Raw genomic sequence first — 25,937 nt, 5'->3', positions numbered from 1 at the left:
CTGCGCACCTACGGCGGTTGGATAATCCCAAGTTTCAAAGCTTTTACAACAGCTACCGTTCTGCTGGTCGCATCCAACTTCCGCATTACATTTTTTAAATGGAAATCTATCGTATTTCGTGATCTGCCTAAAATAGTTCCTATTTCCCATGACGACTTTCCTTTCGACACCCAATCAATGCACTGTATTTCTCTCGGAGACAGGTTATGTACTCGTTCCGACGCAGTCGTAGTGTCGAACTTCGTAACCATCTGATGAAACCGCAGCGCGGCCATGTGCAGGTAGGTGATCGTTCTATTTAGCAATTCGCAGTCTAAGGATTGAGCAAAACTCATAAACCTAAAGCTGTCAGCGGGGCCATGTAATGGGATGGTAACGCCTGACCTCAAGCCGAATGTTGCTGCTTCGTCCAGAACGCGGCGTCCATCTTCAGTTATGCTTTCATCGGTATACACCTCGCTCCATCGAAAGGGTCCCGCCTCCTTTCGACCTTTCTTGATGAGGGGGTCTATTTTGGCATAGCCCATTCTCGAGTAGCGCTCCTGCCATTCAGCAGGATAATTCCACATCACCACAGAACCCTCTCGGTTCGGCTTGAAAGCCCTCTCTGATGCGAGCGGCCCATAGGCAATCCACGGGCAATCGAAATTCAGCGCAAACGCAGACAACAGTTCGAACAACTGTTCGGATTGAGCGACATCATCAGTCATTTCGAGGAATAGGTCTAACTCCATCGGGATCCGCCGGAGTTCCATGATGTCTCCTTCATTGCGTTCTCATTGGTGCACAGTTAGCTCCAACCCAGCCTCGCAACATCCGAAGTCAACGGACTCGAGCCGGAGTTCCTTCCGCCACCTGGAGTACCCTCAAGAGTCGTGCCAGCTTTCGAGCGAAGCTTCTTCTTCAGGTCGTCAATCGACTGGGGAAGGTACCCAGGAGGCGAACCGAACAGCACTGTGTCGGGGAGCGCACAATCCGACAGTCGAGCATTCGATTGACGGAATATGGGCAGGAAAGTATTCGCGGCGCCCTTTTGAAATCAGCACTTAAGTCGCGGGCCTGAGAAAGCTGCATTGCAACTGTACTTATTTGATCGAGGCAACGTGATGCACCAGGTGATGATCGCCAAACACGCTTAAAGCTAAAGAAGAACAATTTTACATCGATAGCATCGGCTTTTCTTTTGCAATCTCCCTCGAGTTTGGGACAGCCGTAGCAATCGTATTCGACTGGATCCCAGCTGACTTTCTCTAGGCTCGGTAACCTGCCGGTGCGGCTGGTCCCGCTCAGTTGGCACGACTTTTGAAGCCCACCGTTGCGAGGCGGCAGGAGCTGCCCGCCAAACTGATCCTGGTGTGGGGGAGGTCGAAAATTCCAGCTTTGTCATTTAACTTCTTTGGGACCGAGCGTGTTGATGCGCCCGCTTGGAAACCATGAAACGCTTCCCCGTCCATGGGCGCGATGCCACTTGTCGCGACGTCTTTACTTTTACTGTCCACCTCTGGAACCGGCAGCCGGCCAGGCTCGCGATCATCATGAGCGCGATGCTCGCCTCCACGCTGGCTGACGTGCTGGTGCCGCTCTATTCAGGCCGTCTCATCGACGCTGTTTTCCGAGGCGACACTGTCCTTGCAGCCTTCTCTGTACCGTTTGCACTAGCACTCGGTGCCATTGCCATTCGCCACGTCGCCTTGATTGGCCTGAACGACCTGGTGCTGAAGATGATGTCCGATGTCGCGAACGAAGCGTTCTATCACCTCCAGCGCTTTTCGACAGACTGGCATGCGAACAGCTTCGCCGGCTCGACAGTGCGCAAGATAACACGCGGCATGGGGGCGCTTGAGCTCCTAAATAGCACTATATTAATCGCGCTGCTCCCGTCCTTTATCATCTTGCTAGGTTCGACGGCGCTGCTCGGCTGGCACTGGCCGGTCATGGGCCTGATCTTTGCGTGCGGCGCTATCATCTACCTTGCATTTGCGATTTCGCTGTCGCTCAGCTATGTCGCGCCGGCGGCGAGCCTTGCTAACGGGTGGGACACAAGGCTCGGCGGAGCGCTTGCGGATGCGGTCAGCTGCAACGCTGTGGTCAAGGGCTTCGGCGCCGAGGGCCGCGAAGACGAGCGCCTAGCAAAGATCGTTACCAAATGGCGGCACCGCATGCGCCGGGCTTGGATGCGCGGAACGACAATTAGTTCAACCCAAGGTGTCACTTTGGTGGCTCTCAGGATGGCGGTGGTCGGGTATGCCCTTTTACTGTCGTCGGATGGACGTGCAACGCCTGGCGAGATCGCATATGTTCTCACGTCCCTCGTCGTCCTCCAGGGCTATCTGCGTGATACCGGCGTGCACGTCCGCAACGTGCAGCGTTCGGTTAATGAAATAGAAGAACTGGTCGCCATCCACAATCAGCAGCTGGATGTCGCCGACCATTCAGCGGCCAAGCCGATCCGGATCACAAAGGGGCGCATTGTTTTTGAGAACGTCCACTTCCGCTACGCCAACCATCCCCTGCCGCTCTATAGCGAATGTTCGCTGTCGATTGAAGCTGGCGAAAGGGTTGGGTTGGTTGGACCCTCCGGTTCCGGCAAGACAACATTCGTGAAGCTGATCCAGAGACTCTACGACCTGAGCGGCGGCCGGATCCTGATAGACGGTCAGGACGTCTCCGAGGTGACCCAAGAGTCCCTTCGTTCGCAGATCGCGATCGTGCAGCAGGAGCCGATCCTGTTTCACAGGTCGCTTGCCGAGAACATCGCCTATGGCCGGCCTGGCGCGAGCCAGGCCGAGATCGAGCAAGCGGCACGGCTGGCAAGTGCCCACGAATTCATCGCGCCCCTGCCGAAGGGCTATGGGACATTGGTCGGCGAAAGGGGTTTGAAGCTCTCCGGCGGCGAGCGCCAGCGCGTGGCGATCGCGCGCGCCTTCCTCGCGAACGCGCCGATCCTTATTCTGGACGAGGCCACATCGAGCCTCGATTCGGAATCCGAGGTGCTCATTCAACAAGCGGTGGATCGGTTGATGGTGGGCCGAACCACACTCGTCATCGCACACCGGCTGTCGACGGTCCGCTCGCTCGATCGGCTGCTCGTCTTCGACCGTGGCCGCATCATGGAGGACGGCGATCATGCCGCCCTGATCAATCTCGATGGTGGCATTTACCGCCGCCTCTTCGAACGGCAGGCGTTGGAACTCGCGAAGGGCCTGGCCTGATCGCTAAACCGGCTTGCGCGATGCGCCGAGCCGTTGCCGGAGAGGGGTGTGGCAGTGACGAGCGGCGGGCGTTAGGCCGGCAAAACCAGCACGGCCGGAACTGTCCGCCAAACGGGCGAGCGGGAATGCACCACGTCTAAGCTTCGGCGAATGCGCGCAGTTACACGCGGGCACCGAATTGTCGCGCCTAACGGCGCACGCACCAAAAGGGCGGGAATGTCGACGGCCCGGGAAGAGTGCGGCCCTCGCCGTTACCCACATTTCGCCAAAGGAAGCGAAGTCAACGCACATTGAGAGGGCGGTGCTTCCCGGCCGGCTGGGATCTGGGATCCCTGTCGCTGGCCCAACCTACCGCACGCCGGCCACGTCAACGGTTCAAAGTCCCTTCGGTTCGCAAAGTCGTCCCCTTGGAGACCCGGAAGCGCAGGAGCTCCGACCGCAGTCTTCGCTCAACTCTGGCCATCTGCTCCGGGATTGGATTCCGTTCCCTTGCTAGCACAGTGGCAGCTGAGCACGAACTCGCCGGCCCCGTGTCTTTCGATTACGGCCAACGGGCTTAGGAAGAGATTGGATTCGCCGGCCCTCTGCGGAGCGAATGAACAGTTCTACAGATCATCGACGTCCGCGAAAAAGAGCACGCAGCCGAAGTAGCCGGCCTGAAGCAGCAGCGAACAGGCCAGCGTCGTGACGACTGCCACACGGAGCGAATCCAAAGCGAAGTAAACCATCGACGCATTGCTGCACAGGACCAGCCCCACGAGCCGACAAACAGATGAAGTGCAACGCCGTTCTCCTGGTTTTCGCCAGATCATGTTGCGAGCTCGTCGGCCGCAACATGCGTCTGGCAGTTCTTGGGGCAGACGCGGCCGCAGGCTCCGCAGCCGATGCAGCGGCCGGCATCATCGACAACCATGATCATGCGATTGAGCTTGCCGTCGAAATCGTCGTCCTCGTCATCGCAGGGGCCGAGGATTTCACCCGCATCATCAACGCCGTGAAGATGCATGACATCGCGCGAGCAGACCTTGAAACAACGGCAGCAGCCGATGCAGGTCTTGCTATCGATGGAGGTCAGGTACGACGGCATCCAAATGGAGCCGTCACGGGTGGTGAATGTGCGCATCATCCTAAATTCTTCATTGAAGCGAGTTCTCTCTTGGCAACATCCAACTCGGCATAAACGGCGTGGGTTTTCTCGGCGACTTCCTGTATGTCGGCCCACTTGCCCGGCAGACCCTCGACAAGGTCCTGCAATGCCATCTTGGCAATAGCTGCACGCAACTGGAGCTTTCAGACTTTTTTCCTCATCCTATCTAGGTCTGACATAGATCCTTCCTGGAACAATGGTTTCGTTGATGCGCTCCATCTCGGGCTAGGCTTCAATGGCTGCAGTCGCATCGTCGACCAGTTTCGTACCGGCCTCAGCAAGTTTGCGGAAAGTCTCGAAGCCGAACCGGTGGACGTCTCGCAGAACGCCCAACCGCTGGAAGCCCGCAGGGGCTTCATTCCAATTATTGGCGACGTCGACACGCCGGAGCGCTCCTCGATCGCAAGCGCTACGGCGGTGTAAAACATGTCGAGCCTCCACAGCGCGTCAGGATCGGGATCGCCGCCAAAGGGTACCGCACGTTGCTGTTGCTTGGTGATGATGAACTCGGCCAGCAGCTCGGCATCCGAATGGCCTTCCCATAAGCCGAAGGAATCCTGAGTACGAATGAGCCGCAGGAGGCATTTTACGAACGGGGAAGCAAGGGCCTCGTCGTCCTTGTGGACAGCAGGGCCAACCGGTTCATGAGGAATTTCGCTTTTCCCCAATTTCAGTACTCCTCTTGAAGGACGATCTCTTTTTCTGCGATGTGTGGTTCGGGCGCTTGCGTGGGCGGGGAATGGCTTGGGCGAGCCGATCCCACGCAACAGTGTCCCGTGGCCGACCTCGAGCACGTCCACCAGTGCGAGACCTTTCACCGCGGCGCGAACGCCTGCGCCGCGGTTCGACCCGAGGTAAACGCAATGGAAATTCCACCTGCCGCAAGCCGCGCACTTTTGCGGCATCGACGTTATTGCTGCGAAGTGCGCCTGGGCGGGCGGATTTGCCGGTGTTCAATTCCAATTGTCATGCCCTTCGCGATCCTTGCTCAGGAAGTGACAGCGTTTTGAGTTTCGGAAGTCTTGTTTTGCGGAGCCACACAGAGACCCGCGTGACAGGCAGGCTCACCCGTGTAGTTGGCCAGGGCTTGGAGCAACGAGGTGAGGTAGCGCTGTTTGGTTTGGTCCGGCACTGGCTCCGAATGGTCCAGCGATTTGATTGCCACCTCGATCAACTCGATCGCCCGGTCCTTGTTGCCGCTCTCGTAATAATACTGAGCGACCGGGAAGTAACACCCGAATTTAAAGGGTCCATCGCCTTGCGGAGGATTAAGTTCCAGGATCTGTTCGGAGAGCTCCTTGCCCATCGCAAAGCGATCATCATGCGGAAGATGGGAGTTGTCGATCGTGGGATGGAAGAGTTGGTTCAGCGCCATCACCACCCAAGACATCGCTTCGAACTTTTTGTTGATCGCGTCCTCGACCAATTCGCGCATAAGCGGCAAGCCGGTTTTGATGTCGCGCAGCTTGTGAAGCAGAAGATCCGCATGAACCCGCCGAAAATCAAAAGAGTCTGGCATCACGGCGAGGCCTTCTTCGATGGCCAATAGTGCCGCTGCCCAATCCTCGTCCTGCATCGCCGGCCCAAGTTTGGCGTATATCGGCCGACTCAGCGACGATTCGCGCACACGCGAGATTCGCTTTGCATCGACGGCTTTCGCTTCATAGCTGCTGCGCCAGCTGCCGTTAAGGACTTTCGGCAAAACGTCATCGAGAGGTGCCGGGTGGCCGATATAAGCGATGTGGCCGTCGCGGTCGACCACGAACGAGGTGGGAATCCCGAACGAAGAGCTGGGTTCCAGCCAGAGCTTTTTCATTTCGCCAGTGCAATCGAACGCTGTCCGATAATTCAGATTCGGGAACTTCTCGGTCAGCCAGGCATCCACGTTGGTCCGCGCTTCGTCCGCGGTTGCAGCCTTTTCGCAAGCTGCGACTCCGATAATCTCAAATCCGCTGTCTTTATATTTCTCCTGCAGTTCGATCAAATGGGGCATGGCGTGGACACATGGTCGGCACCAAGTCGCCCAAAATTCAACGAGGTAGACCTTGCCGGGCCGAAGGCTCGTGAGGGGCTCGCCACGCAGCCAGTTCTCCACTTTCAGCGCAGGAGCCGGGGACCCCATACGCAGTTCCATCTTGGTGTCCAAAGTCATTCCACACCTTTCGTCTCTTTTGTCGCGGAATATTTTCCAGTCAAAATCGGACACGGTCTCGAGGGCATTGCTCCCTCTCGCTTGCTTCAGCGAAGCTCTCACCGTGTTGCCGCACATCAAGCACGGCAAAGGGCATGCCAACCCTTCTTAGCTTCGGCAAGCGCCGGTACCGCCTTGAATAAGCGAGCCCTAACATGGCCAGCTGACGTTAACCTGAATGTCGGCTTTCGACGGCTCACCTTAGCGGCTGCCGTTTAGGAAGGTGAGAGTTTGGCTGGCCCGCTGGCGATAAGACCGGCTTCGGCGTCCTGGAGTAGTCGCACTTCGGCGATGGGGTCGAAAGTGCGGGAGAGGCTCGGTACCCTTGCAGCCACCGCCGCATGTGGCCCGGCGTCATAATTCGCGTCGCGGTTGCCAACGGCGGCGTTGGGCTCGATCCACGTGGCGTTGAGCCCGACAGCACGTAAAGCTGCATCGTGATTGAATGCCCTTTGCTGTTTCACGCCAAGCAGGAGTCGCGCGACGCTACCTTGCTCAAGCGCGAGCAGAGCGATCTGACGCCGTAGGAATATTGCTCGTCCCGCTTTTGCCGCCAGAGGCGGAAATCTTTCCTGAATGCCACCGCCGATCATCAATATCGACGAATCATATCCCGCTGCCCATTTGTTCGACTCCGAGGTCGGGCCAGCACTCCGTCAAGGGACGGTTGATGAACCCTAGATGCTCGGGATTGGTGCATGGCGCGCGCCGCAGAAGGCTGTCAAGGATGCGGCGCGCTCGCCAGGCCAGCAGCCCAAAGTTCGGATCAGCCAGCCCGCGTTGTCCAAGGCAGGCGTTCTGAACGAAAAGGCGTCGGTCTCGCGGTCCGTCCCAGTACACCGAAAAATCCTCGCCGATGGCGAGCTCATTGCCGATCTGTTCGAGGCGATCTGCGATCGGTTCTAGGAAACCCGGCAGCGGTTTCTCGTACCCGGTGGCCAGGATGACGATATCGGCGGTTACTTCTCCGATGTTGTCCAAGCCGCGTTGCAGCGTGAGCCTGTGCCCTGCTCCGGCATTGATGCAGCGCGACACGTTGCAACTTGGCCGCAATGTGATGTCGCATTGGTGTGGCTCGAGAAAGGCGTGGTGGTAGAGCGCCTGATAGACCGCGCGCAACTTGCTTTCTGAAATGCCCTCGGAGGCAAGCGCGAAACGCCGCAGGAACAGCTGTCGATGCACCTCGCTCATCGCAGCAAAACGATCCGAGAAGCATGGCGTGAACAGCCCGTTTGTGAACGCGTGGTCGTCGAAAGGCATCTCGCGCGTCAAGACCCATGTGATCGCCGCGGGCCGCCGTTCTTTCGGCCGGCCGACAAGGTGCAGTAGCAGCTCGGCTCCCGACTGTCCGCCGCCAACAACGCAGACATGCTTTTTTTGCACCTCAGGATTGATGTGGGCCAATTCAGATGAGTGGAACAGGTTGGGTCCAGTCCAGCCATGAAACTGAGGCGGAATTTGCGCCTGCTTGCCTATGTCGATGACGAGGTTTCTTGCATCAAGGACCGCGTTGTCCGTCCGCACGCGAAAGTCGCCGTCAAAGCGGATTTCGCGAACGGCCTCGCCGCCACGGACAAGCGGATTCTTCTGGAACGCCCAGTTGAGATATTGGGCGAACTCGGCTCTAAGCACCCCGTGAAATTGCGCATTGAGGAAATTGTAAAGACGCCCGTTCTCGTGGAGGTAGTTTACGAATGTGTAGGCTGATCGCGGATTGACCAGAGTAACCAGATCCTGGAAGTGGCCGACCTGGAGCTCCGCGCAATCGAAAGCGCTGCCTGGATGTCCTCGGAAATCGACCTCCCGGTCCAGGAACAGTGCCCCTTGCGCAATCTCTTCCTGTATCTGACACGCAAGGCTCAAATTAGATGGTCCAGCACCCACACCAATACAAAAGAGGTCCACTTATCCTTGCTCCTCTAGGAGTGTTTTCCAACTCAGCGGCATGTTGACGTCGATCGCCGGGCATTGAGCAATGCGAACCTCACAGGCATGCTTGAGCCGCGGTCCCGACTGAGAGGACAGCAAAAGCGTGTGCCGCCTTCCAGGTCTTGGGCTCAATGTCGGCGGCACCGACAGCGGCGCGGCGTGATCCGAACCCAAGAGCAGAAGGAAAGTGTGTGATGCTGTCGCGCGGCACTTCCGGATATTACGGCGGCTTCTAGCGCCGGCCTCCACCCCAGGAGTGGCTGTTTCCCTGCCACGACGGAAGCGGCTCTTTCTTTCGAGGAGCGTAACCATGGATAACGGCTCTTAATGCTTTCGGAGACTCCCATGCATGCGGCGTGCCGGATAAAGACCTGTCAAACCAACGAGTTCGCGTAGTTCCAGCTCGTCTGGAATCCGACATTGTCGCACGCCCGACGATCGGGCAGGGGAAGCTCCGCGGCAGCGGCCCTTGCACACCGCAGGCCTGACAGGGACAGCCGCCGATTTGACGCGCGTCCGGGTACTGATAAGGGGCCTTCCAACAGGGTTCGCGCACGAGGCGGGGTCCCCTGGTACACCCGCCCTGTGGCTTGGCTGCGGTCTGCTGCAGCCGTTCGTCTTTACTGCCCGTTGCGGACGATCTCGCACGAGTTGGATTCACGAGAGCGTCGTGAAGCAGTCGAGGCGTCCGGTTTGGCTCTGACAAGCGTCGCAAGATGTTCGCGGATCCAGCCATGTCTCCGCAATCCGACCGGTAACCGACGACGACTTCGGACTGGTTGGCGGTCCTACGACCTGATCGGTGTTCCTACGGAGCTGATCAGCGAGCCAAAAACAGCGGCAATGTGGTCTTCCCAAAGCTCCAGCTCGGCGGACCGCCGAAAATCCGCTCACGCAGCCCACGGCTGCCATAAGCACCCATGACCATCATGTCAGCACAGATGTCGTTCGCGTGCTGGGTCAGCACTGTGCCCGCCGATTTGCCGGCGCTCTTAAGCAGGTCAACGGAGACCCGAGCACCGTGCCGAGTAAGATAGGCAGCGATGTCAGCTCCAGACTGCGCGCCTTTCCCGTTGTTTTGCGCCTTTGGATCGACCATAGCGACACAGACTTCCTTGGCAGCGGATAGGATACTAAGAGCTTCCCGAACCGCACGCGAGGCCTCTACGCGCGAATCCCAGCCGACCAGCACGCGTCGAGGCGACAGCGTCGCCTTAACGCCCTTCGGCACGATGAGCACCGGCTTTCCGCTATCGAACAAGCAGCCGTTGACAACAGGAGGTCCGAGAGTCTCATCGTTGAGGAGGTCTCCTCCAACGATCGTCAGGTCAGCGCAGAGCGCCCGCTGTCGTGCCACTTCACCGAGGCTAGCCGGATCGCAATAGTCGGTGTCAACGTCACAGGAAAGCGACATAGCTTTCAGCCTTTTGAGGATATCCGCGGACCGTCTTTCCATTCTGGTCACGTCCTGTGAAAATTTCTCGATTTGCTGAAATCGATAGTTCGGTACTGCAATTGCCTGTGCACGTCCTGTATTCCATTCGGGGGGCGGAGACGACATCAAGAGCAATGGAGGCGGTATAATGAGTACCGATAGGTGCGCGCCGACCTCGGCACACAGTCCGGCAGCTGTTGTGAGGTCCTCATCAGAATGATCAGCACCCGTCACACTGAATATGCTTTTAAATTCCATTTGCCTGCTTCTCCTGGTCTTCGTTAGGAGCGCCTCAAAGCGGCAACACCGCTCTCAGGAGGAAGAGAGAGCGGCACCACGTTCGATCACCGATTTCAGTCGTCCGGCTTCTCGAGCGAGTAGCCGGCCGACCTGACGGTGCGAATGACGCTGCCGGGCAAGGCCGTTTTCAGCGCCCTCCTGATTCGGCTGATATGGACATCGACGGTGCGTGCACCGACATGAATGTTGGGCAGCCAGGCCGCCCCGATAAGCTCGTCCCGGCTGAAGACCTTGCCGGGGGCCTCAATCATAAGCCGCAGCACGTTGAAATCGATCCGTCCGAGATGGATGTCGTGGCCATTACCGCGAACCCGATGGGCATCGAGCTTCATCTCCAGGCCTCCACAACAAATCCAACTGTCGTTTTCAACCCCGTTCGGACCACGCTTGGTCAGCCCGAGCCTCGCCCGCAGGCAGTCGAGCAGCTTGGCCGGAGCCACCGGCCGCACAAAGCTCTCAACGCCTGCCTTCAAGAGATCGAGGTGCTGGTGCTCGGCGCCAGGCGCGATCAGGGCGATGATAGGCAGGTCGGTGGTGCGCGGTTCCCGCTTGAGGTGGGCGCAAATTGCGGACCCGTTTATGCTGGCTGGGTCGCAATCCAGCACTACGGCCTGAAGCTCCCGTTGTTCGGCCAAGGCCAGCGCAGCCTTCGCGCCGTCTGCCGTCTCACTGCTGAAACCGTCAACCTCCAGTATGTGGCTGTAGAGCAGATAGAACTCGGCATCTTGCGAGCAGATCAGGACCAGCGGCTTCTTCATCGGCGATACCCCAACAACCTGGTCGGCCTCGAGCCCCTGGATCGAGGGGACTGGCCAACATAGTTTCTCGGGTCCGTCATGATGGCCTTTCTCGAAAATCGCGCCCATCATGCCAGCGCCACGTGGGGAAAGGTTTCGATGACTGAAATCGCATCGTCGACCAGCTTCGTACCGGCCGTGGCGAGCTTCAGGAGCGTCTCGAAGCCAAACCGGTGGACATCGCGCAGCGTTTTGGACAAAACGACCAGCCGTCCGGTCGTGAAAAGCACCCGACCAAAACCCTCATGGCTCACCTGGATCATCGGCGATGCCATAAGGCCGCAGCGCTCCTCGATCGCAAGCCCGATGGCGGCGTAGTACTTGTCGAGCCTCCACAGCACGTCGGGATCGGGATCTCCGATGATTGGGATCCCTCGGCGCTGTTCCTTGGTAATGATGAAGTCGCCCAGCAGCTCAGCGTCCGCTTTGCGTTCCCACGAGCCGTAGGAATCCTGAGAACGGATCAGCCGCACGAGGCATTTGACGAACGGGGTGCAAAGAGCCGCCTCGTCTTCGGCGACAGCTGGGGGGATTGCGGGGTCAGGCATTGGCGTCCTCCTCTTTTCAGTCCTCGTCCTCGAAGGACGGTTTCTTTTCGGCAATGCCCGCTCGCGCCAGCACCTTGCGCAGCCAAGGCGGAGGACACGTCCTGAGCATCATCTGCGTGCGCAAGAGCACCTGTGGGATCGATTGGGGCTCCGCCACTTTGATCGGGTGGATTTTTGCCGCGACAAGCTTGGCTGCCGAAGGGCCGCCAATTGCCAGACAAAACAGGATCTGACAGCCCTTGAGCGCATCCACCTTTGGCGTGATGCGATCATCGCGCTCGGCCCGATGCTCCCCGCTTTCATCGGACACGTCATCGAAGGCCACGGCTTCTACGAGATTCCATTCCTCGCGCGTCACGTCGTAGACAGCAAAGCGCCTGGCCGACCCGAAATGGGCATTGAGGTCCTGCATGTCCTGAGTGGCGATCGCAACGCGCAATGCGCCCCTACGTCGTTCAGGCATCGGGGCGAAAACCTCATTACTGACCAGCGAGAGGCGGCGAACAGCGTTCATCGTGATATTTCTCGATTACGGAGTGGATCAAGCGCCTCAGGAGTGGGCGCGTGTTGGTTGGCCTGGAAGATGTTGGCGACCTCGAAGATCAGGTCGCGGGTGCCCTGATAGAGAATTGCGAGCTTGTGCTGGCTGCCTAGTCGATCGAAGACCGGGAACCCGATGCGCATGAGCGGAATTCGGAGCCGCTCCGATGCTTGGCGCCCGTGCGAATGCGTGACAAGCAGGTCAGCACCGACGGCAAGACTTTCCAGATCGCCGAGATCGCCGATCTGAACCGAAACCGCCGGGACTTTCTCGAGAATTTTAGACCTGTCGGTCGTTGTGACGGCCGCGGCTATCTCGGAGCCGAGGCCAGCAAAGAAGGTTGCAAGTTGGAACAGCTGGTCTGGTTCGGCAGCGATGGCAATTTTCTTGCCGCCGAAATGGAAATGTCCGTCGAGCATCGCGTCCTGCAATTGCGCCCGGCGCCGGCGCACGCGGGCCGGTACCGCCGCGCCCGAAATCGAAGACAGCAGCGACACGAAGCGATCCGTGTCCTGCAGCCCAGTCAGTGACTGGAACAACACGTAAGGCACGCCGGTCAACCCGAGCAGCGCTTTCGCCGGGCGGCGCATGTGCTCACCGATGGCGATGCATTGCATGGCCGTGCCCAACTCGCGAATGTCTTCGACGCTGGTGCCGCCGTATGTGGTCGCTACCCAGCGGTCAGGAACCGTACCGTCGAGCGAGCCTGAGATGTCGGGCAGAATAACCGGCTTGAGCCCAAAGCTTTCAACCATGTCCCGCATATGCTCGACGTCGGCGACAGTGAGGTTGCATCCGGGCAGGATTGCGATCTTCTTCGGGTGCCGCGCCCGTTCGCCCGAGCGTGTAATCCCTTCGATCATTGCGGTGACTGCCCTGGCCCAGCCCTCTTCGATCGCGCCGTCAAAATCCGGCGTGTTGGCCAGCACGACCTCCGTACCCGCAAGCTCTTGCGTGTGCTTCAGCTTGATGTTGGCAATATCACCCGCGCAATCTTCGCCACGCGTCTCCACGAGCGCGGTCGTGCAAACCCCGATCAGCGTTGGCTTCGTGCGGTTCTTGAGGTTGAGGATCGCCTCTTCCAGATGGTCGGCTGCGCCGAGGATGGTCGCCACCTCATCCATCGCCGTAGTCTGCAAGGGAATCGCTTCTTTGAAGTGCCGCACGAAGAGAACGAGCGCAAAGCTTGTGCATCCCTGGCTGCCGTGGAACAGCGGCATCGCACCGTCGACGCCAAGAAAGGCAAAGGCGGCACCCAGCGGCTGCGACGACTTCAGCGGGTTGACCGCAGCCGATTTGCTCTGGAGAAGGATGCGGGCCATCGGTCGCCTCAACACTCGTGTGCCGTCGCGCAGGCGAATTCATCAAACAGGTACGCGGTCTCGTTCCTCGTGCACGGCAATTCGCCTATCAGCTCAGGCTGGCAATCCCACGGGGCCGGCTGGCGCACCTGAGACCAGATCGGATTGTGAATGGCGAGGTCGATCTGGCGTACGAGTTCCACCATGCCGTCATAGCCGGCATAAGGATGCTGGCGCTCCTGGTTGATATCGAGCCAGGGCGTCTTGGCCTTGAGCGCAATGAATTGCGTGCGACCGCCCGACAGCATGATATCGGCCCTGTGTTCAGAGAGCATGGCGTACAGCTCGCGCGCAGCCAAGGATTCGAACAGGTGCTTGTCGTGCTTGAGAACTTGTTTGATGCGCTCCTTGTCCTGCACCGTAGATTTCTTGATCGAGGTGCCGACGATCTCGATTCCGATCTCCATCAGCGCATGGACAACCGACCAGGACTTCACACCGCCTGTGTTGAGCAGCACGCGCTTGCCTTGGAGCCTTTGCCGGTAGGGTTCGAGTTTCTTCCACGCGATCGCCTCCTGCTGCGCGATCAGCGTCTCTGTGCGCTCGAGGATCTCCGGATCGGCGCCCTTCCTCACCAGCAGCCTGACAAGGTTGCGAAGAGCTTGCGATGTGTCGGAGATGCCATAGAAGGAGCCCTCGAAGAACGGGATGTCCCAGCGCTCCTCCATCTTGCGGGCAAGACTGATCAGCGCGGTCGAGCACACCATCATTGCCGCCCGGGCGCGGTGCGCGGAAGCAATGTCGCGGTAACGAGCATCGCCGGGAATGCAGGCGCGCACCCGGATCCCGAGCCGATCGAGGAGCGGCTTTACAAGCCAGAATTCGCCCGAGAGGTTGAATTCGCCAAGGATGTTGATGTCGTAGGGTCCGGGGTCGTCGGGTTCGACCGTGCCGATGACATGATCGAGCAACGCCTCGGCGGCGAGCTTGTTGCCGAGGTTCTTGGAGCCTGCCAGGCCAGGCGCATTGATCGGCACCACGGCCAAACCGAACTTTTCCGTGGCGCGTTTGCACACGGCCTCGATGTCGTCACCGATCAGCGCCGTTACGCAAGTCGAGTAGACGAAGATCGCCGGCGGCGCGTATGTGTGCTTGATCTCGCGGATCGCCTTGAAGAGTTTCCGCTCGCCCTGCCCCATCACCAGGTCGAGTTCGGTGAGGTCGGTCGTGAAGCTTGTCCGCCACAAGGTCGGCCCTGACGAAACCGCACCACGGTTGTCCCAAGAATTGCCCTCGCAGGCGAGCGGCGCATGGACCAGATGCGCAACGTCGGTGATCGGCTGCAGGACGATCTTGGCTCCGTCAAAGGCGCAGCCGCCGGCTGCCGCCCCTGGTGTCAGCGACTTCGAGCAGCCCTCCTTGCGCGCCTTGGCATCTTTGCCACGGTTCTTATCGCAGGCGGGCTCATCGAAGGCGTCCTTGATTTTGGCGCTGAGGGAGGACATTGCTCAGCCTCCCCAGTCCATTGGGCAAGGAATGGCCTCGGCGAAAAGCCGGCCACGGCTCTTAGCGCGTGAGGTCATAGGAATAATCCGTCACACCCGTCTCGCTCGTCTCGCGATCGAGTTTGTCGAAGATCTTGTCGAGGATCGTCGTCAGCACGCGCAACGCGCCCTGGTAGCCAAAGAGCGCAAAGCGGTGATGATGGTGCCGATCGAAGATCGGAAACATCAGCCGGATCAGCGGTGTTCCGGTGTCGCGCTCCAGGTACTTGCCGTAGGAATTGCCGATCAAAAGGTCCACCGGCTCGGTAAAGAGCAGTGAGCGCAGCGCCCACAGGTCCTTGCCCGCCCAAACTTGGGCAGCCTTGCCGAAAGGCGAGGATGCTAGCAGCTTCTTCAAATCGGCTTCCCATGCCGAGGTGCCATTGGTGGCGAGGCAATGGGTTGGCTCGCCGCCGGTCTCCATGACAAAGCGGGCCATCGCGTGAACGAAGTCGGGATCACCGTAGATGGCGTATTTCTTACCATGCAACCAGGATTGGCTGTCCGCCATGGCGTCTACCAGTCGGCCGCGCTCGAGGCGAATTGCCTCGGGAATCTCCTTGCCGGAAATCGCCGCGACCTCCATCAGGAATTCGTCCGTCGCCTGAACGCCGAGCGGATAGTGGAACGAGGCCGTCGCCTGCCCGACCTCCTCGCAATAGCCCAGTGTCTTTCGGGTGTTGTGATGCTGCAGCGAAAGCGTTGCCTCGGCGTTGAGGGCCTTCTTCACCTCGTTGATCTTCGTGCCCCCGTCATACATGCGGTATTCACCGTCCGAAGGCGTATCGAACTGGTCAGAGGCATCCTGGATCAATGTGTAGGACACGCCCATTACATCGAGCAGGCGCTTGAGCTCCCGGTTGTTGCCGACGCAGAAGCCGTCGAAGCCCGGAATGATGTTGATGGTTCCTTCGATTTGCGTACGCTCCTGGCCTTTCCAGAAGTGCTCCAAAATGCCTTTGACCATGTTGTCATAGCCGTCGACATGACTGCCAACGAAGGCCGGGGTGTGGGCAAAGGGCACGTCGAAGTCGCGCGGGACTGAATCTTCGTCCTTGGCGTTCTGGATGAAGCTGTGCAGGTCGTCGCCAATGACCTCTGCCATACAGGTCGTCGACACGGCAATCATCTTCGGGTCGTATAGCTGGTAGGTGTTGGCGAGCCCGTCGACCATGTTCTTCAGGCCGCCAAACACCGCCGCATCCTCGGTCATTGAGGAGGAGACCGCCGCGGCAGGCTCCTTGAAATGGCGCGACAGGTGCGAGCGGTAATAGGCGACGCAACCTTGGCTGCCGTGGACGAAGGACATGGTTCGCTCGAAGCCGGCGGCAGCGAATACCGCACCCAGCGGCTGGCAGGCCTTGGCTGGGTTCACGACAAGCGCTTTGCGGGCGAGGTTCTTTTCGCGGTATTCCCACGTCTGGGTGAAATCGCGCTGATCGGAAACGATTTCATCGGGGTGCGGACATTCGAAGTTTAGCTTCTTCTCAGCGAGCATCTTTCTGTATTCCGGCTCGCGGAACAGGGGAGCGTGATCGAGAATTTTTTCAGCCGACTGCGGCATGATGATTACCTCTTTTGCATCTGGCTGCGCGGGACGGCAGCTCAGGACGTCAAGACGTTCCAGGCTCCGGCGGATCAGAGGCCGCGGGAGTTCACCGTCTCAGTGGGAGACTGGGGCTAAAGCAAATGTTTATTCGGCAGCCATCGCCCGCTCATCGCCCCGGCTTCTTTTCCAAGGCGCGTGGAATAGGTCCCAGACCGGGTTGTTGATGGCGAGATCCACATCACGTGCGAAAATGGCAAAGCCATCGTAGCCGTGATACGGGCCTGAATAATCCCAGGAATGCATCTGGCGGAACGGTATGCCCATCTTCTGCACCGGGTATTTTTCTTTGATTCCCGAGCCGACCAGATTTGGGCGAATCCCTTCGATGAATTTCTCCAACTCATAGCCGGTCACGTCATCGTAGATCAGCGTGCCGTTCTTCACGTAGTGGCCGGTGCGCTGATAGTCGTCGCTGTGGGCGAATTCATAGCCGGTGCCCACGATGACCATGCCGAGGTCCTCGTAGGCCGTGACGACGTGGCGGGGGCGCAGGCCGCCGACATAGAGCATCACGGTATTTCCTTCCAGGCGCGACAGGTACTTGGCGATGACCGCATCAACAAGCGGCCTGTACTTGGCAATGACCTTTTCGGTCTTTTCCTCGATTTCCGGCCCAAAATGCTTGGCTATGTTGCGCAGAGAGGCTTCGATCTGGGAGGGACCGAAGAAATTGTACTCCATCCAAGCGACGCCATACTTTTCCTCCATATGCCGACAGATGTAGTTCATCGACCGGTAGCAGTGGATAAGATTGAGCTTAGCCTTCGGGGCGCGCTCGATCTCTGCGAGTGTGGCGTCACCCGACCAGTTGCCGACCACGCGCAGCCCTATCTCCTCAAGCAGTATGCGCGAGGCCCAGGCATCGCCGCCGATATTGTAGTCGCCGATGACGTTGACGTCGTAGGGGCCGGCCTCGAACTTGACATCCTTTTTGTCGAAGACCCAATCCCGGATAGCATCATTGGCGATGTGGTGGCCAAGCGACTGCGAGACGCCGCGGAAACCCTCGCAGCGTACCGGCACGATCGTCTTGTCATACTCCTTGGTCTTTTTGCGAGAAACCGCCTCGGTGTCATCGCCAATCAGGCCGATAGGGCATTCGGATTGCACGGTGATGCCGTTGTTGAGCGGAAACAAGACTTCAATCTCGTCAATGATCTGTTCCAGCTTCTTGTCGCCGCCGAAGACGATGTCCTTCTCCTGGAAATCGGAGGTGAACTGCATTGTCCCGAACGTGTCGACGCCCGTCGTACCGACGTAGTAGTTGCGGCGCTGCGACCAAGAATATTGGCCGCAGCCGACCGGGCCGTGCGAGATATGGACCATATCCTTGACTGGCCCCCACACCACGCCTTTCGAACCCGCATATGCACAGCCGCGAATCGTCATCACCCCGGGAATGGACTTGATGTTCGATTTGACGTCGCATTCGGAAAGGACCTCGCTTTCCCCGCCAGCCTCGTTGCCGCTCTTTGCGACGTTGAGGTGCTTCTTGCGGCGCTTCGCCGCCTTGTCGGGATAATGCGACAGCACCTCTTCGATAAGCTTTGCATGAAGAGCACCGTCATTCTCGTATTCCCGGCTCATGAGTCCCCTTTCAAGGTTGGGTGACGCCTCAACGAAATAGGCGCCGTTCTCTGCAAGGCGCGCCGATTCATGGCAGCGCTAATGTCACTACTGGGCCGCCGCCTTCGCCGCTTCCTTGGAGTGAAGCTCGGCAAGCATCTGCTCGTCGGTCTTCATGATGCCGAAGTCGAGCAGCATCTCCTCCAGCTCCTCCATGGTGATCGGCGTCGGGATCGTACCCTGGCCCGAATTGGCGTGGATCTTCTCGGCCAGAGCGCGGTATTCCCCTGCCTGCTTGGAGTCCGGCGCGTACTGGATCACCGACATCTTCCTGAGTTCGGCATGCTGGACGATGTTGTCGCGGGGCACGAAGTGGATGAGCTTGGAATTCAATCGGCCAGCCAGTGCTTCGGCCAGATCGAGTTCACGGTCGGTTTGACGTTCATTGCAGATCAGCCCGCCCAGCCGCACACCGCCCGAATGGGCATATTTGAGGATGCCCTTGGCGATGTTGTTGGCGGCATAGAGCGCCATCATCTCGCCGGACATGACGATGTAGATCTCCTGGGCCTTGCCTTCGCGGATCGGCATGGCGAAGCCGCCGCATACCACGTCGCCGAGGACGTCATAGGAGACATAATCGACATCGTCATAAGCGCCATTCTCCTCGAGGAAATTGATCGATGTGATGACGCCGCGGCCGGCGCAACCGACACCCGGCTCGGGGCCGCCGGACTCCACGCACTTGATGCCTCTGTAGCCGACCTTGAGCACGTCCTGGAGTTCGAGGTCTTCCACCGAACCTTCCTGTGCGGCGAGATCCAGGACGGTATCCTGAGCTTTCGAATTCAGGATCAAGCGTGTGGAATCGGCTTTGGGGTCGCATCCTACGATGAGGATTCTCTGCCCGAGGTCGACAAGGGCGGCGAGCGTATTTTGGGAGGTGGTGGACTTGCCGATGCCGCCTTTGCCGTAAAAGGCGATCTGACGCAGACCTGACATAATAGCTTTCCTTCCTTCGTTCTAATCATCGCGACTGCCCGCGACACAAGTGCCGATAGGCAGCTCGTGCCGCCTCACACCAAGCATCGCAAAAAGCGTACCAGCGTGATCGGCCGATCCGAGAAGAAACTTTGTTATTAAATTCCAGCCACTTAGACGGCGGCAAAACGCGCGAGCGGGCCTTTCAGGCGTCTGTCACGGACACGACAAAGCCGACACAGATTGTCGTGCGCCATCGAAACCGCCCTGTGTCGAGCTCGAAGCGGGATAATGGGGAGCTAGCCCAAAGCTGATGGCGAGACCATCGGAAGACGTCGGCTATTGTCTTTCCAGCCTGCTATTGATCGGGCGGTCGCTGGATGAGCAGGAGCCTGGGGCTTGACCGCCGCGCGGAATAGTTCAGGCAGGCTTGCGGAGCGGGAACGCCGGCGGCCGATAGACATCCGCGCTTAACCTTTCATAGCCCGTCTACGAGTTGGTTCCGCCGACGCGCTATATCGAAGGCAAATAATTCAGTACCTTAGCACGAGATCATTGATATTTTCAAAAAGATACGTATTATACGGATATAACGGATTATCGGGACAATTCTATGTCGGTCATTAGCTCGGTTGAATTTCAGCGCAACTTTGGGCTGTATCAGGACAAGGCGCTAGCGGAACCCGTGATCATCAGCAAGAATGGCCGCGAACGGCTTGTGCTGCTTTCGGTCGATGAATACAAGCGCCTAAAGGCGCATCGTGACGGCACTAGCGCGGGGCCTGAGAACGCAGCCCCCCCTGCTTTGCAGAGCACGGCGCACTTTTCACTTAAGAACCAAATACCAACCGAGCCACTAAGGGAATTGCTGTCGCACTTTCATTCGATCAAATCTGCCTTCGTGTACGGTTCAGTCGCCAAAGGCACGGACACAGAACGCAGCGATATCGATTTGATGGTGGTCGGCGATAACCTGAACCTCTCTGAACTTTATTCAGCCGCACAAAACGCGGAACTGAGACTAGGCCGAAAGGTCAGTCCGACATTTCTGTCGCCGGAGGAATGGCAACGAAAGGCGTCGCAGAAAGGGTCGTTTGTCCGCAAGGTAAGTACCCTTCCAAAGATTTTCCTCATCGGCTCGGAGAAAGATTTACAAGCGTGGGCAAGCAAGAACTAGACAACCTCGTAAAGATTGGGCTGATGAAAAGTGAGCCCCCATCGCTGTCCGAATATGACGGCATGCTGGGTGGCGCGCGCAAGAATTTAACTGACGCACAGAAAGGTCTCGACCCCGACAGCCAATTCACTCTCTTATATGGAGCTGCGCATCGGCTTGCCCTGGCAGCCCTACGCCGCGAAGGCTATCGCTCGGACAATCGCACTTCGGTGTTTCAAGCGCTCGTTCATACCGTCGGAACCGACAAGGCTGACATTCAGATTTTTCTAAAGGCGCACAACGAGCGAAACCTCTCCGAGTACGAGGGGCACACAGACATTGATGCCAAATTGCTAGCTAACCTTATTGAGTGCACCACGAGGCTAGAGGTTTCGGTTGGCAAACTAGAACCGCCAGAAGATGACGAGTGAGCGGCAATCGAACACGCGCGGGCAAAGGGTCCGACGGTGCGGGTAGCGTATGCCCCGACCGGAACGAAGCCGAGCCGAGTTGCGCCGTAATCTCGGACAGCTTCACCTGTTGCGTGAACAAATCCATGAGATCGTTGGGCCAGTGAGGAAATCGATCTTCTTTATGGAAGGCATTTAAGCAACGGATGCATTCCCATGCACATCGCCGTTCTGTTTAGCAGCTGCCGTTGACCGGCGGGCCAGCCCCTTTGGCGTTCTGGTGTCTGACAGTCGAGCGTCAGGCCGGACCATGAGATACATCGATAAGGGCTGGACAAGGATGGGAGGGATGACGTGCTTGCGACGGAGGAACCAGTCAAGCAGCTGGGGCGAGAAGGCCAGTTCTTGCGGATTTCAACTTTGCGTGACGACCGCTCATCGGAGTCAAGGTAACACACGCCGGCAGCGGGTGTCCGGGCGGTTTCCAGCCGCACAATGCGAGACCGCTGGCGCGAACAAAGCTCGGCTGTACTCGGCACGCTAAGAGAGCCTGCCAAGCCGTCGGAGCCCGGCCTTCCGGTGCGACGCAAGCCGCAGACTAGACCGCCCTCTTGTTACCCCAAAGCAGAACGTGCAGCTGCGGCAACACGCGGGCTTCGAACCACCTGTCGCTGGTCACCCTTTCGACAAGCCATTCCATTCGCATCATTATTCCGTCCAAGTCGACAGAGGTGTCTTCACTGCCAGGGCGCGGCGGCGTGTGATTGCCGGGTTGCAGATAGATCGGAAGGTGCGGATATCGCGCCGCGACTTCTTTGGCGTAGGCATAGTCACTCTCGTCGAAAACGACGAGCTTGAGCACGATTTGCGGCTTCTCTTGCGCCGCTTCGAGGCACGCCTCAAACGCAGCCCAACTGGTCGTCATTTCGCTGGACGGCGGCTTTGGGCTAAGGGTCAGCACGTCAAGATCCGCAAACCACTCCCTCACTACGGAACCCTGCGTTTCCAGTGCAAAACGATAGCCCTCGCGATGGCCTCGTTCTATGAGGGGACCGAACGGCTGAATGGCCGGGTTGCCGCCTGACAAGGAGACCATAACCGGCCTGCCGCCGGAAAGCGCATGGACGGTTTGCCACACGGCATCGATCGGCATCGGTAGCCATTCATGGCGATACTGATTGTCCACCGCGTGAAGGCTGTCGCACCATGAACAGCGATAATCACATCCGCCGGTTCTGATGAACACCGTCGGCAAGCCGATGAGCACGCCCTCGCCCTGGATAGTCGGCCCGAATATCTCGCTCACACGGATTGCGGGATGCATGTCGGTCACGGACGGTATTCCGCCCAAGTTTTCGGTGTTTCGCTAACGCGCACGGCCGCGGTCTGCGGCAGACGTGCCTTGCACCATTCATAGAAATGTCTGGCCAGGCATTCCGCCGTGACCTTCTCATGTCCCAGCACGTCGTTGAGGTGCCGATGGTCGAAGCTCTCGTCAATGTAGCGTTTGAGCGGCGCCAGATCGTGATAGTCGCGCACGAAGCCGTGGGCGTCCAGTTCCTTGGCCGACAGCTCCACTACGACGACATAGTTATGCCCGTGCAGGCGCGCGCATTGATGGTTGGGAGGCAAGGAGGTGAGCTGATGCGAGGCCGAGAAGTGGAATTCCTTGCTGATGTGGAACATTACGCGCGCCTCCTGCGCAGCGCCTCAAGCCAGAAATCGGCGTCCTCGTAGTCGGTGGGATCAGCGTGCCCGGCGAGATGGAACGCTTCGCGCCGCTCGACGCAGGTCCCGCATCGTCCGCAGTGACGCACGCCGCCCTTGTAACAGGACCAGGTCTCAGCAAACGGGGTGCCGTATCTTGCGCCATCCGCAACAATGTCAGCTTTTCCGAGATTCACATACGGTGCATAGAGGCGTATCTGCGCATAGCCGTCGAGCGCGCGGTCTTGCATTGTCTGGAAAGCTTCAATGAAGGCCGGACGGCAATCGGGATAGATGAAATGGTCCCCACCATGCACGGCCGCCGCCACCGCTTCGGCGCTGTGGGCGGCGGCGAGACCGAAGGCGATTGCCAACATGATGGCATTGCGGTTCGGCACCACCGTAATCTTCATCGTGTCTTCGGCGTAGTGGCCGTCCGGCACGTCGATACTGCCAGTCAGCGCTGAGCCGGAAAGGCCACGGCCAATTTCGCCGATGTCGATGATCTGGTGCGGGACCTTCAGTCGCTGCGCGCAAAGAGCGGCGAAGCCCAATTCCTTCCTGTGCCGTTGGCCATAGTCGAAAGATAGAAGGCCGGTGAGTTCGTGCTCCGCTGCCACCATGTGAGCAAGGGAAACGGAGTCCAATCCGCCAGAGCAGACGGCGAGAGTCTTCATCATTGGTATCCTTGTTTTGACCGGGTAAGGCTGCGACCGGAGATTTCTCTGCGCCCCCACTACTCCAGCGACTCAGTTTTGTGAACCGGGAGAATTTGCGCTCAGCCCGATTGGAACGGGAGTGCGTCGCGTCCAACACGCGTGATCAATAAAAGTTGAGCGCTTCAGCAGTTTGTTCGCATCGCGCCAACTTTCGCAACCTGCTGTCGGATCGTCGACTTCGAGGCAAGGTGATGTTCGGCCGACATCGGCTGACTCTCAATTAAGCCGCAGAACACATGTTGGCTTTCTGGCCTTCGCTTGTGCGGTTGGCACGACAATTGATATTCTATTTGTGGGGCGGCACACCCCGCCAGCCGAAAGTGGCAGTGAGCTCCTTCAGGCGCAGGTTGATGTGCTGATTATTCGGCGATTTTCCGATCTCGAACCAGAAAGCGAGGGCGGCATGGATGCCAGCAAATTTGACATTGGCGACATCCGCCTGGAGAACCCTGCGCGGCGAGCGCTGCCGGGCCGGCGTGCCACATGCTACTGGAAGACCACGGGCCTTCACCGACCTTGTCGCGGGGCGACGTAGTCGTCATGGGCAACCTGCCCGCCCATAAGGCCGCCGGCCTGCGCGGCGCGATTGAGGCCGCAGGCGAGCCTGCTCTACCTGCCGCCCTACAGTCCCGACTTCAATCCGATTGAGAACGCCTTCGCCAAACCTAAGGCGCTGCTGCGAGCAAAGGCCGAGAGAACCATCAAGGCTCTATGGGACTGACGTTGCCCCCAGCAGTTTTGAGTTCGTTTCCGGCGTGGGTTGTGCCCTGCTGGGCGGGTGAAGCGACGGGCGCTGGCGCGGAGCCTTTGGCATAGCGCAGCGCGAGCGACCGTCGCGGATTGAAGGTGCTGGCGAACTTGGCCGGGGTCTGCCAGGCGATTTGGGAGTGCGGCCGCGCGGTGTTGTAGTCGGCGTGCCACAGGGCGATGGCTACGCGCGCCTGAGCCAGCGAGGTGAACAGCGTCTCGTTGAGCAGTTCATCGCGCAGTCGGCCGTTGAAGCTCTCGATGAAGCCATTATCCGGCATGTTGTTCTCGGTGCCATCGTTTGTTCGGTCGTCAGGTTTCGTTAAGCTTGGCGCATCCGGGCCACGGGGCACCGGGAGCACGCAAGTGCGGGCAGGCCGTCGTATGCAGATGAACTGCGAGTTCGCGCACATTATCTGGCCGCCCCTACGACTCGCCCGGATGCGCTGCGAGCGCGGATCCGTATTTGTCGTGTTGCCCGCTGGGCTCCCTGTTCGTGACCAACGTTGGAGGGAACCCTGCGTATTATCGGCATGGACATACACCGCGTAGCCGCCGAGGTCGTGTCGTTGCTTGATGGCGAGATCGTCAAGCTCGGCCGCGTTCAAATGCTACGCGATAAGCTCGTGGAGTTCGCCAGGAAGGAACTCACCCACGATGATCATGTGGTGGTCGAGGCGACCGGCAATGCCGCGGCCGTCGCTGAAGTGCTGTCGCCGTATGTGGATCGGATCGTGATCGCCAATCCCAAGCAGGTGCACATGATCGCGCACGCCAAGGTGAAGACCGACATGATCGACGCCACTGTCCTTGCGAAGCTTTATGCCTCGGGCTTTCTGCCGGAGGTCTGGGTCCCAGACCCTGAGACGCTTGCGCTTCGAAGACAGGTCACCAGGCGCACACAGTTGGTTCGCCAGCGTTCGCGGCTGAAGAACCTGATCCAGTCAATCCTCCACGCCCACCTGATCCCGCCGTGTCCGCATGGGAACCTCGTCGGGATCAGCGGGCGCAAATGGCTGGCGAGGCAAATATTGCCTGCCGATGAGCGCGCCGCCATCGAGCGCCACCTCGGCTTGATTAACCAGGTCAACGAGGCGTTGACGGTGGTCGAGGCGGATATCGCGGTGCATGCCCTCCAGGACCCGACAATCCGCCGCCTAATGACGTTGCCCGGGCTCGACGTCACCGTGGCTGCGAGCGTTGCCGCGGCAATCGGCGACATTCGTCGCTTCAGCGATCCACAGAGGCTTGTCGCCTATCTTGGCCTCAATCCCAGCGTGCGGCAGTCCGGTGAGGGACCGGCCTATCATGGACGCATAACGAAGCAGGGCCGAGGGCATGCACGGGGAATGCTGGTCGAGGCGGCATGGGCGGCTGCCCGCTCACCGGGTCCTCTGCGCGCCTTCTACAAGCGGATCGCCTCGCGTCGCGGGAAGCATATCGCGGCCGTCGCCACCGCGCGCAAGCTTGCGAAGATCATCTGGCACATGCTGAGCAAAAATGCCGACTACATCTGGGCCCGGCCGGCCTTACTCGCCCGCAAGTTCAGATCGGTCGAGCTGCGTGCCGGCCTCCCTATGAACCATGCCAGGCGCGGCACCGCCTTCGACTACAACATCCCGGCCAAGCGCGCCGAAGAACGATCCCGAGTCGAAAAGGCAGAAGCTGCCTATGCAGCAGAGACTTCCCGATGGCGAACGAGGCCGGAAAGGCAGAAGGCTGTGGAAAAAGCGGCCGAATGAGAAGAAGGGGCTATTCTACAACATCCGTCTGCATCGGCTTGGCGGGCGCAATGTAATGCCATTCGACGCGGTTCTGATCCGCCCAGGGGAGGATGGCGTTCGAGGTGAACTCGCTGCCATTGTCGCTGACGATCATCCTCGGCCGGCCGCGCTCTTGATGAGCCGGTCCAATTCGCGGCAACCCGCATGCCCGAGAGAGACGTATCAACGATGAGTGCGCAGGCACTCTCTCGTGCAGTCGTCGACGACGGCCAGGATGCGGAAGCGGCGCCCGTCGGTGAGCTGGTCCGATACGAAGTCGAGCGACCAGCGCTCGTCGGGCCTCAGCGGCACCAGCATCGGCGCCCTGGGCCCG

General features: G+C 59.1%; 23 protein-coding genes and 4 pseudogenes. 5 read left to right on the top strand and 22 right to left on the bottom strand.

Annotated elements, in window-relative coordinates; translation table 11 throughout:
- Positions 1 to 8 precede the first annotated feature (8 nt).
- Positions 9 to 755, bottom strand: a complete 747-nt coding sequence (locus EOB36_RS19445) for a LuxR family transcriptional regulator (RefSeq protein ID WP_128285478.1) — start codon at positions 753 to 755, stop codon at positions 9 to 11.
- 678 nt (positions 756 to 1,433) lie between these two features.
- Here EOB36_RS19445 and EOB36_RS19440 point away from each other — a divergent pair.
- Positions 1,434 to 3,212, top strand: coding sequence for an ABC transporter ATP-binding protein (locus EOB36_RS19440; protein ID WP_128285477.1), 1,779 nt, complete (start codon positions 1,434 to 1,436; stop codon positions 3,210 to 3,212).
- Between the two features lie 605 nt (positions 3,213 to 3,817).
- Here EOB36_RS19440 and EOB36_RS35240 read toward each other — a convergent pair.
- The 16 genes and pseudogenes from EOB36_RS35240 to nifH form a co-directional block, all read right to left on the bottom strand.
- Entirely contained in the window at positions 3,818 to 3,940 is a 123-nt protein-coding gene (locus EOB36_RS35240) for an exopolysaccharide production repressor protein (protein WP_245467838.1), read from the bottom strand.
- A gap of 80 nt (positions 3,941 to 4,020) precedes the next feature.
- The gene (gene fdxB, locus EOB36_RS19430) at positions 4,021 to 4,338 is read right to left on the bottom strand and encodes a ferredoxin III, nif-specific (RefSeq protein WP_174800308.1); all 318 of its coding nucleotides are present in this window, start codon (positions 4,336 to 4,338) and stop codon (positions 4,021 to 4,023) included.
- Positions 4,335 to 4,493 (bottom strand): CCE_0567 family metalloprotein, encoded by a 159-nt coding sequence (locus EOB36_RS19425; RefSeq protein WP_245467837.1) that lies wholly within the window; start codon positions 4,491 to 4,493, stop codon positions 4,335 to 4,337. The genes fdxB and EOB36_RS19425 overlap by 4 nt, the downstream gene beginning before the upstream one ends.
- A gap of 91 nt (positions 4,494 to 4,584) precedes the next feature.
- Positions 4,585 to 5,012 (bottom strand): annotated as a pseudogene (locus EOB36_RS35235) (NifX-associated nitrogen fixation protein).
- A gap of 335 nt (positions 5,013 to 5,347) precedes the next feature.
- The gene (locus EOB36_RS19415) at positions 5,348 to 6,493 is read right to left on the bottom strand and encodes a TlpA disulfide reductase family protein (RefSeq protein WP_126104988.1); all 1,146 of its coding nucleotides are present in this window, start codon (positions 6,491 to 6,493) and stop codon (positions 5,348 to 5,350) included.
- A gap of 272 nt (positions 6,494 to 6,765) precedes the next feature.
- Positions 6,766 to 7,146, bottom strand: coding sequence for a hypothetical protein (locus EOB36_RS19410; RefSeq protein WP_126080606.1), 381 nt, complete (start codon positions 7,144 to 7,146; stop codon positions 6,766 to 6,768).
- A gap of 10 nt (positions 7,147 to 7,156) precedes the next feature.
- Positions 7,157 to 8,455, bottom strand: a complete 1,299-nt coding sequence (locus EOB36_RS19405) for a SidA/IucD/PvdA family monooxygenase (RefSeq protein ID WP_128285475.1) — start codon at positions 8,453 to 8,455, stop codon at positions 7,157 to 7,159.
- 844 nt (positions 8,456 to 9,299) lie between these two features.
- Positions 9,300 to 10,172, bottom strand: a complete 873-nt coding sequence (locus tag EOB36_RS19400; protein WP_063169369.1) for a universal stress protein — start codon at positions 10,170 to 10,172, stop codon at positions 9,300 to 9,302.
- Between the two features lie 95 nt (positions 10,173 to 10,267).
- Positions 10,268 to 10,972 carry a response regulator transcription factor gene (locus EOB36_RS19395; protein ID WP_224571202.1) on the bottom strand — a complete coding sequence of 235 codons (705 nt, stop codon included), beginning with the start codon at positions 10,970 to 10,972 and terminating at the stop codon, positions 10,268 to 10,270.
- 107 nt (positions 10,973 to 11,079) lie between these two features.
- Positions 11,080 to 11,559 carry a NifX-associated nitrogen fixation protein gene (locus tag EOB36_RS19390; protein ID WP_024505267.1) on the bottom strand — a complete coding sequence of 160 codons (480 nt, stop codon included), beginning with the start codon at positions 11,557 to 11,559 and terminating at the stop codon, positions 11,080 to 11,082.
- Between the two features lie 16 nt (positions 11,560 to 11,575).
- Positions 11,576 to 12,073, bottom strand: a complete 498-nt coding sequence (gene nifX, locus EOB36_RS19385) for a nitrogen fixation protein NifX (protein WP_128285474.1) — start codon at positions 12,071 to 12,073, stop codon at positions 11,576 to 11,578.
- Positions 12,070 to 13,422, bottom strand: a complete 1,353-nt coding sequence (nifN, locus tag EOB36_RS19380; protein ID WP_128285473.1) for a nitrogenase iron-molybdenum cofactor biosynthesis protein NifN — start codon at positions 13,420 to 13,422, stop codon at positions 12,070 to 12,072. The genes nifX and nifN overlap by 4 nt, the downstream gene beginning before the upstream one ends.
- Before the next feature lie 8 nt (positions 13,423 to 13,430).
- Positions 13,431 to 14,906: a nitrogenase iron-molybdenum cofactor biosynthesis protein NifE gene (gene nifE / locus EOB36_RS19375; RefSeq protein ID WP_128285472.1), complete on the bottom strand. Its 1,476-nt coding sequence runs from the start codon at positions 14,904 to 14,906 to the stop codon at positions 13,431 to 13,433.
- Positions 14,907 to 14,967: 61 nt separating this feature from the next.
- Positions 14,968 to 16,509: a nitrogenase molybdenum-iron protein subunit beta gene (nifK, locus tag EOB36_RS19370; protein ID WP_024505263.1), complete on the bottom strand. Its 1,542-nt coding sequence runs from the start codon at positions 16,507 to 16,509 to the stop codon at positions 14,968 to 14,970.
- Between the two features lie 129 nt (positions 16,510 to 16,638).
- Positions 16,639 to 18,141, bottom strand: coding sequence for a nitrogenase molybdenum-iron protein alpha chain (nifD, locus tag EOB36_RS19365; RefSeq protein ID WP_024505262.1), 1,503 nt, complete (start codon positions 18,139 to 18,141; stop codon positions 16,639 to 16,641).
- A gap of 87 nt (positions 18,142 to 18,228) precedes the next feature.
- Positions 18,229 to 19,122 (bottom strand): nitrogenase iron protein, encoded by an 894-nt coding sequence (gene nifH, locus EOB36_RS19360; protein WP_024505261.1) that lies wholly within the window; start codon positions 19,120 to 19,122, stop codon positions 18,229 to 18,231.
- A 592-nt stretch (positions 19,123 to 19,714) separates the two neighbouring features.
- Here nifH and EOB36_RS19355 point away from each other — a divergent pair.
- Both EOB36_RS19355 and EOB36_RS19350 read left to right on the top strand, forming a co-directional pair.
- Positions 19,715 to 20,278 carry a type II toxin-antitoxin system prevent-host-death family antitoxin gene (locus tag EOB36_RS19355; protein ID WP_245467836.1) on the top strand — a complete coding sequence of 188 codons (564 nt, stop codon included), beginning with the start codon at positions 19,715 to 19,717 and terminating at the stop codon, positions 20,276 to 20,278.
- Positions 20,260 to 20,688 carry a hypothetical protein gene (locus EOB36_RS19350; RefSeq protein WP_029356531.1) on the top strand — a complete coding sequence of 143 codons (429 nt, stop codon included), beginning with the start codon at positions 20,260 to 20,262 and terminating at the stop codon, positions 20,686 to 20,688. Before EOB36_RS19355 ends, EOB36_RS19350 begins: the two co-directional genes overlap by 19 nt.
- 577 nt (positions 20,689 to 21,265) lie before the next feature.
- Here EOB36_RS19350 and queE read toward each other — a convergent pair.
- From queE to queC, 3 genes are read right to left on the bottom strand one after another with little or no spacing between them, the layout of a single operon-like run.
- The gene (gene queE, locus EOB36_RS19345) at positions 21,266 to 21,991 is read right to left on the bottom strand and encodes a 7-carboxy-7-deazaguanine synthase QueE (protein ID WP_164897559.1); all 726 of its coding nucleotides are present in this window, start codon (positions 21,989 to 21,991) and stop codon (positions 21,266 to 21,268) included.
- Between the two features lie 5 nt (positions 21,992 to 21,996).
- On the bottom strand, positions 21,997 to 22,353 hold the full coding sequence (gene queD / locus EOB36_RS19340; protein ID WP_063169374.1) for a 6-carboxytetrahydropterin synthase QueD: 357 nt from the start codon (positions 22,351 to 22,353) through the stop codon (positions 21,997 to 21,999).
- On the bottom strand, positions 22,353 to 23,051 hold the full coding sequence (queC, locus tag EOB36_RS19335; protein WP_126102496.1) for a 7-cyano-7-deazaguanine synthase QueC: 699 nt from the start codon (positions 23,049 to 23,051) through the stop codon (positions 22,353 to 22,355). The genes queD and queC overlap by 1 nt, the downstream gene beginning before the upstream one ends.
- Positions 23,052 to 23,618: 567 nt before the next feature.
- Between queC and EOB36_RS19330 the strand changes: the two are divergent.
- Positions 23,619 to 23,808 (top strand): annotated as a pseudogene (locus tag EOB36_RS19330) (transposase); the annotation flags it as partial.
- On the opposite strand, the pseudogene EOB36_RS34690 reads toward EOB36_RS19330, so the two are convergent.
- Positions 23,795 to 24,112: pseudogene (locus EOB36_RS34690) on the bottom strand (transposase); the annotation flags it as partial. The pseudogenes EOB36_RS19330 and EOB36_RS34690 sit on opposite strands and share 14 nt — an antisense overlap.
- A gap of 261 nt (positions 24,113 to 24,373) precedes the next feature.
- Between EOB36_RS34690 and EOB36_RS19320 the strand changes: the two are divergent.
- Positions 24,374 to 25,582 carry an IS110 family transposase gene (locus EOB36_RS19320; RefSeq protein ID WP_128285470.1) on the top strand — a complete coding sequence of 403 codons (1,209 nt, stop codon included), beginning with the start codon at positions 24,374 to 24,376 and terminating at the stop codon, positions 25,580 to 25,582.
- A gap of 28 nt (positions 25,583 to 25,610) precedes the next feature.
- On the opposite strand, the pseudogene EOB36_RS19315 reads toward EOB36_RS19320, so the two are convergent.
- Positions 25,611 to 25,937, bottom strand: a pseudogene (locus EOB36_RS19315) (DDE-type integrase/transposase/recombinase); the annotation flags it as partial.

It is taken from the genome of Mesorhizobium sp. M6A.T.Cr.TU.017.01.1.1 (assembly GCF_004023115.1).
Classification (GTDB): Bacteria; Pseudomonadota; Alphaproteobacteria; order Rhizobiales; family Rhizobiaceae; genus Mesorhizobium; species Mesorhizobium mediterraneum.
Note: the sequence above shows the minus strand (reverse complement) of the source record. Positions and strands in the feature narration are given on the sequence as shown.